This is a genomic window from Streptomyces sp. NPDC057137 (genome assembly GCF_042670825.1).
Lineage (GTDB): Bacteria > Actinomycetota > Actinomycetes > Streptomycetales > Streptomycetaceae > Streptomyces.
In genome coordinates this window covers 1-13,382 of record NZ_JBHUUW010000062.1, presented here as the reverse complement: position 1 = coordinate 13,382, position 13,382 = coordinate 1, and the positions used below count along the sequence as shown (strand labels likewise).

Here is a 13,382-nt window from a genome sequence, read left to right as displayed (position 1 = left end):
GGTGGGGCACGGTGGAGTGACACCGCGACCGCGCGAAGAGGAGAACGACCCCCATGAGCAACCACACCTACCGGGTCACCGAGATCTACGGCACCTCAGAGGCCGGCGTCGACGAGGCCATCCGGAACGGCATCGGCCGGGCGTCCCAGACCCTCCGCGGGCTGGACTGGTTCGAGGTGACGCAGGTCCGCGGCCATATCGTCGACGGTCAGGTCGAGCACTACCAGGTCGGGCTCAAGGTCGGCTTCCGCCTGGAGGACGGCGACACGGCGGGCTGACGCGGCCGCCGATCCGCGATCCGCGATCCCCGGTCGCGGGTCCTCGGTCCTCGGTCCTCGGTCCTCGTCCGCCGGCCCGCTCAGGTACGTCCCTCGCGCTCCTGCCCGTCCTTCAGCGCCTGCGAGGTGCTCGCCCAACGGGCGCGTACGACACGGAAGCCCGCGCGCTCGACCGCGTCGCACACCAACTCGTCGTCGTCCACGAGCATCCGGATCTCCCGGCCCGCGGCCAGCTTGCGCAACCGCTCCACCTTGGTCGTGCGGGCGGGCCGCCTGTCGTCGTTGCGGCGCATGAACACCCGGCCGTCGGGGAGGCCGTTCGCCTCCAGCCACGCCAGCGTGTCCTTGCGGCAGCGCTCGGGACGGCCGGTCAGATAGACGATCTCGCACTCCTCGGCGCTCTTGAGAACCAGCGCCACTCCCTCGGCCAGCGGCGTGTCGGCCCCCGCCGCGTCGAAGAAGCCCTTCCAGTCCTTCGGCCTGCTCTCCAGGAAGTGCTGGCGGTGCGCGGTCTCGGCGAGCGTCCCGTCCAGATCGAATACGGCCAGTGGTCTGCGGTCGCCCGTCGCACGCCTGTTGTCCGTCACACGCCCAGCCTAGAGAAGGTCCGGGGAATCCTCGCGCCGCGTCGCTGTTGAACGAGAGGTGACGTCCACGATCGCGAACACCCGATTCTCCGTACTCGACCGTTCCCGCACCCGCGAGGGCCAGGACGCTCCCGAGGCGCTGCGCGACACCGTGCGCCTCGCGCGGCGACTGGAGGCGCTCGGGTACCACCGGTTCTGGGTCTCGGAGCACCACAGCGTGCCCGGTGTCGCGGGCTCGGCGCCCACGGTCCTGGCGGCTGCCGTCGCCGCCGCGACGTCCACGATCCGCGTCGGTACGGGCGGGGTGATGCTCCCCAACCACCGGCCGCTCGTCGTGGCCGAGCAGTTCGGGGTGCTGGAATCGCTGTTCCCCGGCCGGATCGACATGGGTCTCGGGCGCTCCGTGGGCTTCACCGACGGGATACGGCGGGCACTCGGCAAGGAGAAACAGGACACCGAGGACTTCGCCGAGCGCATCGGGGAACTACTGGGCTGGTTCACCGGCGACCAGAGCCTCTACCCGCAGGTCCACGCCCTGCCCGCCGAGGGCCTGCGGCCGGAGCCGTACGTCCTGGCCATGGGCGAGGGCGCGGACATCGCCGCGGCGGCCGGTCTGCCCATGGTCGTCGGCGACCTGCGCGGCCGGGACCGCATGCTGCGGGCCGTGGAGCGCTACCGCGACAGCTTCCGCCCGTCCGCCTGGTCGGACCGCCCGCGGGTGATCATCGCGGGGACGGTCGCGGTCGCCGCGACCGAGGAGGAGGCCCGCCGGCTGCTGATGCCCGAGGCCTGGTCGATGGCCCACTCCCGTACCCGCGGCGTCTTCCCGCCGCTCGCGCCCACCGGCCGGATCGAGACGCTGGCGATGACCGCGAAGGAGCGGGAGTTCTACGAGTCGGGACTGCGCGGCCATGTCCAGGGCACCGAGGATCAGGTCGCAGACGCCCTGGAGTCGGTGATCAAGGAGACCGACGCGGACGAGGTGCTGGTGACGACGAGCACGTACGACCGCGACGCCCTCCTGGACTCGTTCACCCGCCTGGCGAGGGTCGCGGGGCTGGGCCGGGTCCCCGTTCCCGATCCGCCCGCCGATTCCGCGCGTTGAAGGACCTTCCGTCGAGAGCCGGACGACCGACAGCCGGCCGCCGGGCCGGGCCTAGCGCGCCACCTTGCGGGTCGCCCGCAGCCACTCCTTGTTCATCGCCGTGATCGACGGCAACGGGATGCCCTTCGGGCAGGCCGTCGCGCACTCGCCGGCCAGGGTGCAGCCGCCGAAGCCCTCGTCGTCCATCGTGGCGACCATGTCCAGGACCCGGGTCTCCCGTTCGGGCGCGCCCTGCGGGAGGACGTTGAGGTGGTTGACCTTGGCCGAGGTGAAGAGCATCGCCGAGCCGTTGGGGCACGCGGCCACGCACGCGCCGCAGCCGATGCACTCGGCGTGCTCGAACGCGAAGTCGGCGTCCGCCTTGGGTACGGGCGTGGCGTGGGCCTCGGGGGCGGAGCCGGTGGGGGCGCTGATGTAGCCGCCGGAGCCGATGATCCGGTCGAAGGCCGACCGGTCCACGACCAGGTCCTTGACGACGGGGAACGCGCCCGCCCGCCACGGCTCGACGTCGATCGTGTCGCCGTCGGTGAAGTGCCGCATGTGGAGCTGGCAGGTGGTGGTGCGTTCCGGGCCGTGGGCGTCGCCGTTGATGACGACGCCGCAGGCGCCGCAGATGCCTTCGCGGCAGTCGTGGTCGAAGGCGACCGGGTCGTCGCCTTCGAGGATCAGCTGCTCGTTGAGCGAGTCGAGCATCTCCAGGAACGACATGTCCTCGGAGATGCCGTCGATGTCGTACGTGACCATGGCGCCGGTGGCGTCGGCGGCGCTCTGCCGCCAGACGCGCAGGGTGAGCCTCATGCGTAGCTCCGCTGGGTGGGGTGGACGTACTCGAAGACGAGGTCTTCCTTGTGCAGGACGGGCGCCGTGCCGGTGCCGCTGCTGTGCTCTCCCGGGGGGCGACCCCCGGACCCCCGGAATTCCCAGGCGGCCACGTACGAGAAGGCGTCGTCGCGCCGTTCCGCCTCGCCGCCGTCGGTCTGGGACTCCTCGCGGAAGTGGCCGCCGCAGGACTCGGCGCGGTGCAGCGCGTCGAGGCACATCAGCTCGGCCAGTTCCAGGTAGTCGACGATGCGATTGGCCTTCTCCAGCGACTGGTTGAACTCCTCGCCGGTGCCCGGCACCTTGATCCGGCGCCAGAACTCCTCGCGGATCTGCGGGATTCGGTCGAGCGCCTTGCGCAGTCCGATCTCGCTGCGGGCCATGCCGCAGTGCTCCCAGAGGAGTTCGCCGATCTCCCGGTGGAAGGAGTCGGGGGTGCGGTCGCCGTCGACGGCGAGCAGCAGCCGCAGCCGGTCCTCGGTGTCGGCGATGGCCTCGGCGACCGCCGGGTGGCTGTCGTCGACCGTGTCCTGGTGCGGGTTGCGGGCGAGGTAGTCGTTGATGGTGGAGGGCAGGACGAAGTAGCCGTCGGCGAGGCCCTGCATGAGGGCGGACGCGCCGAGCCGGTTGGCGCCGTGGTCGGAGAAGTTGGCCTCGCCGATCGCGAACAGCCCCGGCACGGTGGTCTGGAGGTCGTAGTCGACCCAGAGTCCGCCCATCGTGTAGTGGATCGCCGGGTAGATGCGCATCGGCACCTGGTAGGGGTCCTCGGCGGTGATGCGCTCGTACATCTCGAAGAGGTTGCCGTACTTCTCCTCGACCGCCCCCCGGCCGAGCCGGCGGATCGCGTCGGCGAAGTCGAGGTAGACACCCTGGCCGCCGGGGCCGACGCCGCGGCCCTCGTCGCAGACGTTCTTCGCGGCGCGGGAGGCGATGTCGCGCGGCACGAGGTTGCCGAAGGAGGGGTAGATCCGCTCCAGGTAGTAGTCGCGCTCGTCCTCGGGGATCTCGGCGGGCGGGCGGGTGTCGCCGTGCGCCTTCGGGACCCAGATGCGGCCGTCGTTGCGCAGCGACTCGCTCATCAGCGTGAGCTTGGACTGGTGGTCGCCGGAGCGTGGGATGCAGGTGGGGTGGATCTGGGTGAAGCAGGGGTTGGCGAAGTGCGCGCCGCGCCGGTGGGCGCGCCAGACGGCGGTGGCGTTGCTGTTCTTGGCGTTGGTGGAGAGGTAGAAGACGTTGCCGTAGCCGCCGGACGCGAGGACGACGGCGTCGGCGAAGTACGTGGAGACCTTGCCGGAGATCAGGTCGCGGGCGACGATGCCGCGGGCCCGGCCGTCGACGACGATCAGGTCGAGCATCTCGGTGCGCGGGTGCATCTCGACGGTGCCGGCCGCGATCTGCCGGGACAGCGCCTGGTAGGCGCCGAGCAGCAGTTGCTGGCCGGTCTGGCCGCGCGCGTAGAAGGTGCGGGAGACCTGGACGCCGCCGAAGGAGCGGGTGTCGAGGAGGCCGCCGTACTCGCGGGCGAAGGGCACGCCCTGGGCGACGCACTGGTCGATGATCTCGACGGAGATCTGGGCGAGCCGGTGGACGTTGGACTCGCGGGCCCTGAAGTCGCCGCCCTTGACGGTGTCGTAGAAGAGGCGGTGGATGGAGTCGCCGTCGTTGCGGTAGTTCTTCGCGGCGTTGATGCCGCCCTGGGCGGCGATGGAGTGGGCGCGGCGCGGTGAGTCCTGGTAGCAGAACTGGACGACGTGGTAGCCCTGTTCGGCGAGAGTGGCGCCGGCGGCGCCGCCCGCGAGGCCGGTGCCGACGACGATGACGGTGTGCTTGCGGCGGTTGGCCGGGTTGACCAGCTTGGCCTCGAAGCGGCGGGTGTCCCAGCGTTCGGCGACGGGCCCGGCCGGGGCCTTGGTGTCGGCGAGGGGTTCGCCGGTCGTGTAGTCGGTGTACGTGGGCGGGAGGAGGTCGTCCATGTCAGCTCACCACTCCGGTCATGACGCCTACGGGCAGGGAGATGAAGCCGGCGGTCAGCACCAGGGCGAGGCCGTTGGCCATGATCTTCAGAACCCGGTCACGGGTGGCGCTGCCCATGCCGAGGGTCTGTGCGGCGCTCCAGAAGCCGTGCCGGACGTGCAGTCCGAGGGCGAGCATCGCGGTGATGTAGATGACGTTGCCGTACCAGGTGGAGAAGGTGGCGACGACATTCTCGTACGGGTGACCCGGCTGGGCGTTCTCGTTGACGGTGAGCGTCGTGAGGTCCAGCAGGTGCCAGATGATGAACAGCACCAGGATGATCCCGCCCCAGCGCATGGTGCGGGTCGCGTAGCTCGCGCGGCGGCGCTTGTGTACGTAGGCGGTGGGGCGGGCGGCGATGTCGCGGCGGCTGAGCTGGTACGCGCAGACGCCGTGCAGGACGACGGCGGCGAGCAGTACGACGCGCACGATCCACAGGGCCCACTCGGAGTGCAGCACCGGGGCGCCCATGGTGCGCAGCCAGTGTCCGTACTCGTTGAACTCGCCGGGACCGAAGAAGATCTTGAGGTTGCCCAGCAGATGCGCGGCGAGATAGCCGAGCAGGATCAGGCCGCTGACGGCCATGACGGCCTTCTTGCCGACCGTGGAGCCCCAGAGGGTGCCGAGCACCGAGGGCCGCTTGCCGGGGCGCCCGCCGCCCGGTTCGCCGGCCTTCCGGTCCGCCCGTTTGTCCGTACGCGTTGCCAGAGCCATGACACGCACGCTAAGTCGGGACACACCGAGAGGTCCAAGACATGGTTCGGCTCATGTCCATAGGCTCTGCCTATCGTGGCGCCTATCATGGGCCCATGCAGTTCCAGCAGCTCGTCTATTTCGTCGCCGTCGCGGAGACCCTGCACTTCACCCGGGCCGCCGAGCGGGTGCATGTCTCGCAGCCCTCGCTCTCGCAGCAGATCCGGGCCCTGGAGAACGAGCTGGGCGCCGAGCTGTTCGGCCGGGCCCGGGGCAATGTCGCGCTCACCGACGCGGGCGAGGCCCTGCTGCCGACGGCCCGGCGGATCCTCGCCGACGCGGAGACCGCGCGCCACGAGGTGCAGGAGCTGGTCCAGCTGCGGCGCGGCCGGGTACGGCTGGGCGCGCCGCCCAGCCTCTGCACGGGTCTGCTCCCGGAGGTCCTGCGCGCCTTCCACGATCAGCACCCGGGCATCGAGCTGCTGATCGAGGAGAGCGGCTCGCACGATCTCGTACGCGAACTGGCGCGCGGCGCACTGGACTTCGCCCTGGTGGTGCTGCCGCTGCCGACGCCCTCACCGGCCCTGACGACGGTCGAGCTGCTGCACGAGGACCTGGTGGTGGTGTCGTCGGCGGCGACGCCGGGACCGCGCCGCCCGGTCCGGATCTCCGACCTGCGACACGAGCAGCTGGTCATGTTCCGGCACGGCTACGACCTGCGGGAGCTGACCGTCGCCGCCTGCCGGGCCGAGGGGTTCGAGCCGACGTTCACCGTCGAGGGCGGCGAGATGGACGCCGTACTCGGCTTCGTACGGGCCGGTCTCGGGGTGGCGGTGGTGCCGAGCATGGTCGCGGAGCAGGCGGGGCGCGATCTGCGGGTGACACCGCTGGCGCCACCGGGGCTGCGCCGTACGATCGCGCTCGCCCACCGCAGCGACGTCGCGCCGCCGCGGGCCGCGCGCGAACTGCAGAGGGTGCTGTTCAGCACCCGGGCCCGGAGCCGTACGGCCGGGGCGGCGCAACGCGCGTAGCGCGACAGGCGGCCGGGCAGGTGCCGGCCGCCTGTTCCGGACTGCCTCAGACCGCGTCGGCCAGGGACAGGGTGTGCAGCATCTCCGGCGGGCCCGGACGCGCGTAGTACCAGCCCTGCGCCGTGTCGCAGCCCAGTCTTCGCAGGTGCTCCGCCTGCGCCCCGGTCTCCACGCCCTCCACCGTGACGGCCAGCTCCAGGCCGTGCGCGAGGGAGACGATCCCCTCGACGATCTTGAGATCGACCGGGTCGGCCGGGTGCTGCTGCATGCCCTGGGTGAAGGAACGGTCCAGCTTGAGCACGCTCACCGGCAGCCTGCGCAGATTCGCGAGGTTCGAGTAGCCGGTGCCGAAGTCGTCGAGCGCGATGTCGACGCCCATCTCGGCGAGCTGCCGCAGCGGCTTGAGCAGATCCTCGTCCGCGCCGATCAGCGCGGACTCGGTGACCTCCAGGCAGAGCGAGCCCGGCGCGAGGCCGACCCGCTCCAGCACCTCCACCGTGTCGGCGACGAGGCCGGGGTGGTGCAGCTGGGCGGGCGAGAGGTTCACGTTGATCCGCAGCGGACCCGCGAACGTGCCGGCCGCCAGCTCCTCCTGCCACGCGCGGGCCTGCCGTACGGACTGTTCCAGCACCCAGCGCCCGAGCGGCACGATCAGCCCGGTGTGCTCGGCGAGCGGGATGAACCGGTCCGGGCCGAGCACCCCGTGCGTCGGATGGCTCCAGCGCACCAGCGCCTCGGCGCCGTGCACCGTGCCGTCGGCGAGATGCACCAGCGGCTGGTACTCGATGAAGAACTCGCCGCGCTCCAGGGCGGTCGGCAGCGACGTGGTGAGCCCGTGCCGGGTGATGGCGCGGGCGTCGGCCTCGGCGTCGGCGTGCTCGAACCGGTTGCCGCCCGCCGACTTGGCCCGGTACATGGTGATGTCGGCGCTGCGCAGGACCTCGGCGGCGGTGGACTCGCCCGCCTTGCCCTCCACGATGCCGATGCTGCCCCGGACGGTGAACTCGCGGCCGTCCAGGCTGATCGGGGTGGCCAGCACGCCGAGTATCCGCGACGCCAGGTCGGCGACCTCGCGCTGGGTGTCGGGTCCGGTGGTCAGCGCCACGAACTCGTCGCCGCCGAGCCTGGCGACCATCTCGCCGGGCGCCGTGGCGCAGCTCTGCAGCCGGTCCGCGACCTCGACCAGCATCCGGTCACCCGCGGAGTGGCCGAGGCTGTCGTTGATGGCCTTGAAGCCGTCGAGATCGAGGTAGCAGAGACCGAAGCGGGCCGGCCGGGCCGCGGGCGCGGCTCCCTTCGCGCTGTCTTTCCCGCTGCCCTTCGCACCGCCCTTGGAGCCGTCCTTGGCGGCTCCCTTCGCGCTGTCCTTCCCGCTGCCCTTCCCGCTGCCCTTGGCACCGTCCTTCGTACTGTCCTGCGACGTCTCCCTGGCGGGGGCGAGCGCCTTCTCCAGACGTTCGAAGAACAGCGTCCGGTTGGGCAGTCCGGTGAGGGCGTCGTGGGTCGCCTCGTAGCGCAGCCTCAGATTGAGCAGCCGCCGCTCGGTGGTGTCCTCCAGCAGCGCCAGTTGGTACTGCGGCACTCCGTCGGCGTCCCGCAGCAGCGAGACCGTCAGATTGGTCCACAGGGCCGTGCCGTCGTTGCGGAAGAACGCCTTCTCCGTACGGAAGTTCTCCCGCTCGCCCCGTATCAACTCGCTGTACATCCCCCACACGTGCGGGGCGTCGTCGGGGTGCACCCACTCGCTGACGTTCCTGCTGCGGACGTGGTGCTCCAGGCCGCCGAACATCTGGGTGAGGGTGTCGTTGACCTCCAGCACATGGCCGTCGAGATCGGCGATGCCGATGCCGATCGCCGCGCCCTCGAACACCGCGCGGAACCGGGCCTCCGTGGCGTGCAGCGCGTCCTCGGCGGCGCCGCGCGCCGCGAGCGCGGAGCGCGCGATGGCCTCCTGCTCGGCGAGGGTGCGTTCGCGCAGCGCCTGGGCGAATCCGGCGGCGAACGCGTGCTGGAGCCGGGCGGAGCGCGCCCGCAGCTCCTCGGCGGCGAGGTCACCCGCCGGATCGGCCGCCGCGCCGCAGTACAGCACCAGATACGCGTCGACGACTCCGAGGGAGCGGGCGAGTGCGTCCGGGTCCGTGCAGTGCGCGGCCACCAGCGCCGCCCCGACGCCGTGCGCGGGCGCGGCGTCGAAGATCTTGTCGTGCAGAGCGTCCGTCAACCGGCGGGCCAGGGGCAGCAGATGCTGTTCGAACTCGGACCGGGTCAGTGACGTGGCCGTCGCCGGGAAGATCGCGCGGCTCCAGATCGTCGCGAAGCGCCTGAGCCGGTCCTCCAGTCCGTCCGGTTCCGCCGGGGCGTCGGGAACCTCCGCCGGCACCATCACGCCTTGCGCCCCACACCGGCGATGCCCGACAAGGCGTACGGGTCCTCCTGGCCGCCGGGGTTCTCGGGACGCCAGTGGCCCATGGGCACCAGACCGGGGTCGACCAGCTCGTAGCCGTCGAAGAACCCGGCGATCTCCTCGCGCGTCCGCATGACCAGCGGGTTGCGGATGTCCTTGTAGACGCCGACCGTGCCGGCGACCTGTTCCTGGGGCAGCGGGATGCCCGCGTACGCGGCGTGGCACACGACGATGACACTGCCGGGGGCAAGGGCATCGGTCAACTCGGCCACCGCCGCGAAGGGTTTGTCCTCGTCCTCCAGGAAGTGCAGGACGGAGACCAGCAGCAGACCGACCGGCCGGTCCAGGTCGAGCAGCCGCCGGGCCTCGGGGCTGTCGAGGATCTGCCGGGGCGCGCGGAGGTCGGCGGCCACGATGGTGGCGTTGTCGTTGCCGTCCAGCACCGCCTTGCTGTGCGCCACGGCGACCGGGTCGTGGTCGACGTACACGACCTTGGCGTCCGGATCGGCGGACAGGGCGACCTCGTGGACGTTGCCGAACGTCGGAATGCCGGAGCCGATGTCGAGGAACTGGGTCACGCCCTCGCCGATGGCGAAACGCACCGCGCGGCGCATGAACGCCCGGTTCGCCTGCATGATCTTGGGAAGCCCAGGCATGAACTCCATTGCCTTACGAGCCGCTTCCCTGTCCACTTCGAAATTGTGCGAACCGCCCAAATAGTAGTCATAAATACGGGAAACGCTCGGCACCGATATGTCAATGCCCTGCGGTACCCAGGCGGGACGCTCCATCGAGATCTCCAACAAGTCGCCACGGGGGAACGGCCTTCTACATGGCCGGTGTTCGAGCCGAGGCTACTGATCGCCCGCCAAGAGAGCGAGCCGAAACGGAAATTAGCGGTCCGTTCTCGGTCACACCTGAAGCCGGCACACAAGCGGTCCGCCGTCACGCACGGGGCGTGACGGCGGACCGGTCGGCCGGAGGCGCGACGTGGGGACTACTTGGGCGCTCCGACCAGCTTGGAGTCGGGAGCGACGGCGTACCAGGTACCGCCGACGCCCTGACCATTGGTGTCACCGGGCTTGGCATCGCCCGCGAAGGTGTAGATCGGCCAGCAGTCGATGGTCTGCTGCTTGATTCCGTCGGGCCGGTCGAACGTCACGAAGCCCTTCTTGATGATGCCTTCGGTGTCGTTCTTGTCGACCGGAGCGACTACCGGCCACTTTTCCAGGCAGGCACCGGTGCAGGCGGTCTTCATCGGCCAAGCGCTGTCCTTCTTGAACCGATATACCGTCATACCCTTTGCGTCCACCACGATTTCACCGAGCTTGGGGTCCTTTCGCACGGACAGTCCCGCGAGATCGGCCTCGGTGCCGCCGGCCTCGTCGGCTCCGGCCGCCCCGAGAGCGGCTTTCTTTCCGTCGGGGGCCGAGGCGAACCAGGTGCCGCCCACACCCTGCCCGTTGGCGTCGCCGGGGTTGGTGTCCTTGGCGTAGCGGTACATCGGCCAGCCGCCGAGGGTCAGTTGCTTGGTGCCGTCGGCGCGGGTGACCTCTCCGATCTTCGAGGCGTCGGTGCCGGCGGCCGCCTTGACGTCACCGGCCGCGACGACCGGCCACGCCTTCTCGCACTCGCCCACACAGGTCGACTTGGGGGGCTCGGCGGTGTCGTTGTCGAACCGGTAGAGGGTGAAGCCCTCGCTGTCCGTGACGACCTTGCCGAGCTTCTTGCTGTCCCACACGGCCAGTTGGCCGGCCGTCTTGGGTTCGGTCGCCGACTCGTCGCCGTAGCCGGTGTCCGATCCGTAGCCGCCGTCGGCGGGTGCGGCGGCGCCGACCGCCTGACCGTTGGGGCTCTCGCCCTTGTCCTGACCGCACGCCGTCGTCAGGGCCAGTACGGCCACCGCGGTCACCGCGAGCGAGGCGTTCCGCCAGGTGTTCATGTCAACTCCCGTAGTTCGTAAGCCAGTTGGGGCGCCAGGGCCGCGCCGTTCATGGCCCTAAGTACGCGCGGCGGGGTGAGGAGCGTTCAACGCGTCTCAAAGAATCTTCAGAAAGAAAAAGAAACGCGGAATGCCCCGATTCCCCCCGATCAGGGGAATCCGGCGCCATTTCGGCACGGCGCGGGCCGTGTTGATTCAAGCTGCCGCCGTGTACCGATCACTTGCCGTGCGGACCCTGGCCGTCACCGGTCTCGTCTGCATATTCAGCGCGCCCCTGCCGGCCGCCGCCGACGTCTGCGTATCGGCGTGGACGGGGCCGGGCGGTACGGGCGCGGTCGTCATCATCGGCGACGGGCCCTGCTGGCCCGAGCCCCCGCCGACGCCGCCTCCGCCGCCCGAACCCCCGCCACCGCCTCCGCCGCCACCACCTCCGCCGCCACCACCTCCTCCGCCGCCGCCTCCCGAGCCCCCGCCGGAGCCCTCACCGCCACCGTCACCACCGCCGACGCCGCCGAAGACGGAACCGGAGCCCGAGCCGCCGGTGGTCGCCGAGCCCGCGCCCGTACCGCCACCGCCCGCGCCGCCACCGGTGCGGCGCGCGGTCGAGCCGGCCCCTCCCCCGCCGCCCGTCACTCCCCCGCCGGCACCGTCGCCGTCACTGCCCGTACCTCCGCCGCCGAAGACCGACCCGCCGGAGGTACGGGTCCTGCCCGCGTACAAGACGCCGGTCCGCAAGCAGCCGACGAACAGCACCTCGATCGTGATGCTCATGCTGCTGCTCACGGCACCGGCGGTGCTGGCGGCCGCCATCCTTCGCCCCCGATCCCGCTAGCTGACGGAGACCCATGTCGGAATGGCTTGTCCTGTCCCTGGCCATGGCCGCCGCCTGCGCGGTCGTCGTGGCCATCGTCCTCATCAACAACCGCCGCGTGCCGGCCGACGACGATCCCTCCGAAAGCCCTGACGTCCTCGAGTACATGACGATGATGATCGGCGTGGTCTACGCGATCGTGCTGGGCCTGGCCATCGCGGGCGTCTGGGAGGCGCGCGGCGGGGCCCAGGAGTCCGTACGCCAGGAGGCTCAGGCCCTGCATGAGGTGCAGGCGCGGTCCGAGGTCTACCCGGCCGAGGTGCGCGACCGGATCCGGGGCGACGTCGACGCGTACGTCAGTTACGTGGTCGACACCGAGTGGCCCCACATGTCGGAGCACAACAGCCTCAGCGACAAGGGCACGGCGCTGCTGGAGCAGGTCCGGCGGAGCGTCACCGACTACGTGCCGGCCGACGACCACGAGGCGCAGGCGTATCAGCCGCTGGTCGACCAGGTGGCGGCGGCCGACGACGCGCGGGGCGCCCGGGGCGAGAACGCGGGGGCGACCATGCCGGGGGTCGTCTGGTTCGGCCTCATCATCGGCGCCGTGGTGACCGTGGGGCTGATCTTCACGCTCCAGATCCGCCGCACCTGGCGGGAACTGCTCCTGGCGGGGCTGTTCAGTGCCCTGATCGCCTTCCTGCTCTTCCTGATCTGGGACTTCGACGCGCCGTACGGCCGGGGCATCGCGGCGACGGCGGCGCCGTTCGTCGACCTGTTCCCACACATCCGTAATTAGGGCCTGGGGACCGGCCCTCGATCGCCGGACGGGCCGCGCCCTCGGCCCGTCCGGGGATCGGACACAAAGGCGGGCCAGTCGGGTGACATGACAACCCGTTCGCCCGACTGGGATCGCGGCTGTGGTAAGGCACTCCTAGCGTGCCGGGTATCGAGGTGCATTTCCCGCCATCTGCGGAAATCAGTTCCGCACTGCCCCTCGGAGACCCGGAGGATTGTCCATGCGCGCGATACGTGCCGCGTCCGCCGCTCTGCTGGGAGCGGCCGCACTCGCACTGACTACGCCTGCCGTGGCCATGGCCACGGCGGCGGCCCCCGTGACACCGTTCGGTTTCGCCGTCACTCCCTCGGTGATCGCCGCCGGCGGCCAGGTGACCCTCACGGTCACCGGTTGCAGCAGCACCGCCACCGCCGAGTCCGGGGTGTTCGACGACACCGCCATCCCCTCCGGGGGATCGGCGCGCGCCTCCGTCTTCTGGGACGCCAAGCCCGGCGCGATGTACGAGGTGACCTTCTCGTGCAACGGCGAGGAGGGCACCACCGACCTCACCATCGCTGGCGGCACCCCGGCCCCGACGCCCACGCCGACCCGGACGTCGACCTCCACCCCGACCCGGACCCCGAGCCCGGCCGCGACCCTGACGCCGACCACCAGCTCCACGGCGATCGCGCCTCCCGGCGGCGTCAAGGGCGGACTCGGCGGCAGCTTCATCGGCATGAACGGCACGGAGCTGGCGATCGGTACCGGCCTGGTGGCCGCGGCAGCCCTCGGCACCGTCCTGGTCGTACGGCGCCGCTCGGCGAGCCGCCAGCACTGACCGGCGGACAGCACCGACCCCTCCGTCGAACGACCGAAAGCCCGTCGAACGCCCGTCGCCCCAAGTCCTGTTCGGGACTT

Annotated in this window: 13 protein-coding genes; 5 read left to right on the top strand and 8 right to left on the bottom strand. The window is 71.0% G+C overall.

The window, feature by feature from the left end; all coding sequences use genetic code 11:
- The first annotated feature begins 53 nt into the window (after positions 1–53).
- Positions 54–278, top strand: a complete 225-nt coding sequence (locus tag ACFT9I_RS32695) for a dodecin (RefSeq protein WP_382570297.1) — start codon at positions 54–56, stop codon at positions 276–278.
- 80 nt (positions 279–358) lie between these two features.
- Here the strand turns inward: ACFT9I_RS32695 and ACFT9I_RS32690 are convergent, their stop codons facing one another.
- Entirely contained in the window at positions 359–865 is a 507-nt protein-coding gene (locus ACFT9I_RS32690; RefSeq protein ID WP_382570294.1) for an HAD family acid phosphatase, read from the bottom strand.
- Positions 866–923: 58 nt separating this feature from the next.
- Here ACFT9I_RS32690 and ACFT9I_RS32685 point away from each other — a divergent pair, with 58 nt between their 5' ends.
- Positions 924–1,970 carry an LLM class flavin-dependent oxidoreductase gene (locus ACFT9I_RS32685; protein ID WP_382570292.1) on the top strand — a complete coding sequence of 349 codons (1,047 nt, stop codon included), beginning with the start codon at positions 924–926 and terminating at the stop codon, positions 1,968–1,970.
- Between the two features lie 51 nt (positions 1,971–2,021).
- Here ACFT9I_RS32685 and ACFT9I_RS32680 read toward each other — a convergent pair whose 3' ends face one another.
- The 3 genes from ACFT9I_RS32680 to ACFT9I_RS32670 are packed head-to-tail and all read right to left on the bottom strand — an operon-like array spanning position 2,022 to position 5,519.
- The gene (locus ACFT9I_RS32680; RefSeq protein ID WP_382570289.1) at positions 2,022–2,768 is read right to left on the bottom strand and encodes a succinate dehydrogenase/fumarate reductase iron-sulfur subunit; all 747 of its coding nucleotides are present in this window, start codon (positions 2,766–2,768) and stop codon (positions 2,022–2,024) included.
- The gene (locus ACFT9I_RS32675; protein ID WP_382570286.1) at positions 2,765–4,765 is read right to left on the bottom strand and encodes a fumarate reductase/succinate dehydrogenase flavoprotein subunit; all 2,001 of its coding nucleotides are present in this window, start codon (positions 4,763–4,765) and stop codon (positions 2,765–2,767) included. The genes ACFT9I_RS32680 and ACFT9I_RS32675 overlap by 4 nt, the downstream gene beginning before the upstream one ends.
- A 1-nt stretch (position 4,766) precedes the next feature.
- Positions 4,767–5,519 (bottom strand): succinate dehydrogenase cytochrome b subunit, encoded by a 753-nt coding sequence (locus ACFT9I_RS32670; protein WP_382570284.1) that lies wholly within the window; start codon positions 5,517–5,519, stop codon positions 4,767–4,769.
- Positions 5,520–5,614: 95 nt separating this feature from the next.
- Here ACFT9I_RS32670 and ACFT9I_RS32665 point away from each other — a divergent pair, with 95 nt between their 5' ends.
- A complete protein-coding gene (locus tag ACFT9I_RS32665) occupies positions 5,615–6,529 on the top strand; it encodes a LysR family transcriptional regulator (RefSeq protein WP_382570281.1) in 915 nt (304 codons plus the stop codon).
- Positions 6,530–6,575: 46 nt separating this feature from the next.
- Here the strand turns inward: ACFT9I_RS32665 and ACFT9I_RS32660 are convergent, their stop codons facing one another.
- The 4 genes from ACFT9I_RS32660 to ACFT9I_RS32645 all read right to left on the bottom strand — a co-directional run bounded on the left by ACFT9I_RS32660 (position 6,576) and on the right by ACFT9I_RS32645 (position 11,646).
- The gene (locus tag ACFT9I_RS32660; RefSeq protein ID WP_382570279.1) at positions 6,576–8,915 is read right to left on the bottom strand and encodes a putative bifunctional diguanylate cyclase/phosphodiesterase; all 2,340 of its coding nucleotides are present in this window, start codon (positions 8,913–8,915) and stop codon (positions 6,576–6,578) included.
- Positions 8,912–9,724, bottom strand: coding sequence for an SAM-dependent methyltransferase (locus ACFT9I_RS32655; protein ID WP_382570276.1), 813 nt, complete (start codon positions 9,722–9,724; stop codon positions 8,912–8,914). The genes ACFT9I_RS32660 and ACFT9I_RS32655 overlap by 4 nt, the downstream gene beginning before the upstream one ends.
- Before the next feature lie 206 nt (positions 9,725–9,930).
- The gene (locus ACFT9I_RS32650; protein ID WP_382570273.1) at positions 9,931–10,875 is read right to left on the bottom strand and encodes an SCO0930 family lipoprotein; all 945 of its coding nucleotides are present in this window, start codon (positions 10,873–10,875) and stop codon (positions 9,931–9,933) included.
- 195 nt (positions 10,876–11,070) lie between these two features.
- Positions 11,071–11,646, bottom strand: coding sequence for a hypothetical protein (locus tag ACFT9I_RS32645; protein ID WP_382570271.1), 576 nt, complete (start codon positions 11,644–11,646; stop codon positions 11,071–11,073).
- A 74-nt stretch (positions 11,647–11,720) separates the two neighbouring features.
- Here ACFT9I_RS32645 and ACFT9I_RS32640 point away from each other — a divergent pair, with 74 nt between their 5' ends.
- Together ACFT9I_RS32640 and ACFT9I_RS32635 are read left to right on the top strand one after the other, a co-directional pair.
- Complete coding sequence (locus ACFT9I_RS32640; protein ID WP_382570270.1) at positions 11,721–12,485, top strand: hypothetical protein; 765 nt, start codon at positions 11,721–11,723, stop codon at positions 12,483–12,485.
- A gap of 220 nt (positions 12,486–12,705) precedes the next feature.
- Positions 12,706–13,302 carry a hypothetical protein gene (locus ACFT9I_RS32635; RefSeq protein ID WP_382570268.1) on the top strand — a complete coding sequence of 199 codons (597 nt, stop codon included), beginning with the start codon at positions 12,706–12,708 and terminating at the stop codon, positions 13,300–13,302.
- Positions 13,303–13,382: the final 80 nt, after the last annotated feature.

What these genes read in the sequence shown, in the direction of transcription:
- ACFT9I_RS32680 (WP_382570289.1), bottom strand. Translation starts at nt 2,768, where the DNA reads ATGAGGCTCACCCTGCGCGTCTGGCGGCAGAGCGCCGCCGACGCCACC.
- ACFT9I_RS32650 (WP_382570273.1), bottom strand. Translation starts at nt 10,875, where the DNA reads ATGAACACCTGGCGGAACGCCTCGCTCGCGGTGACCGCGGTGGCCGTA.
- ACFT9I_RS32675 (WP_382570286.1), bottom strand. Translation starts at nt 4,765, where the DNA reads ATGGACGACCTCCTCCCGCCCACGTACACCGACTACACGACCGGCGAA.
- ACFT9I_RS32645 (WP_382570271.1), bottom strand. Translation starts at nt 11,646, where the DNA reads ATGAGCATCACGATCGAGGTGCTGTTCGTCGGCTGCTTGCGGACCGGC.
- ACFT9I_RS32655 (WP_382570276.1), bottom strand. Translation starts at nt 9,724, where the DNA reads ATGGAGCGTCCCGCCTGGGTACCGCAGGGCATTGACATATCGGTGCCG.
- ACFT9I_RS32695 (WP_382570297.1), top strand. Translation starts at nt 54, where the DNA reads ATGAGCAACCACACCTACCGGGTCACCGAGATCTACGGCACCTCAGAG.
- ACFT9I_RS32640 (WP_382570270.1), top strand. Translation starts at nt 11,721, where the DNA reads ATGTCGGAATGGCTTGTCCTGTCCCTGGCCATGGCCGCCGCCTGCGCG.
- ACFT9I_RS32670 (WP_382570284.1), bottom strand. Translation starts at nt 5,519, where the DNA reads ATGGCTCTGGCAACGCGTACGGACAAACGGGCGGACCGGAAGGCCGGC.
- ACFT9I_RS32635 (WP_382570268.1), top strand. Translation starts at nt 12,706, where the DNA reads ATGCGCGCGATACGTGCCGCGTCCGCCGCTCTGCTGGGAGCGGCCGCA.
- ACFT9I_RS32665 (WP_382570281.1), top strand. Translation starts at nt 5,615, where the DNA reads ATGCAGTTCCAGCAGCTCGTCTATTTCGTCGCCGTCGCGGAGACCCTG.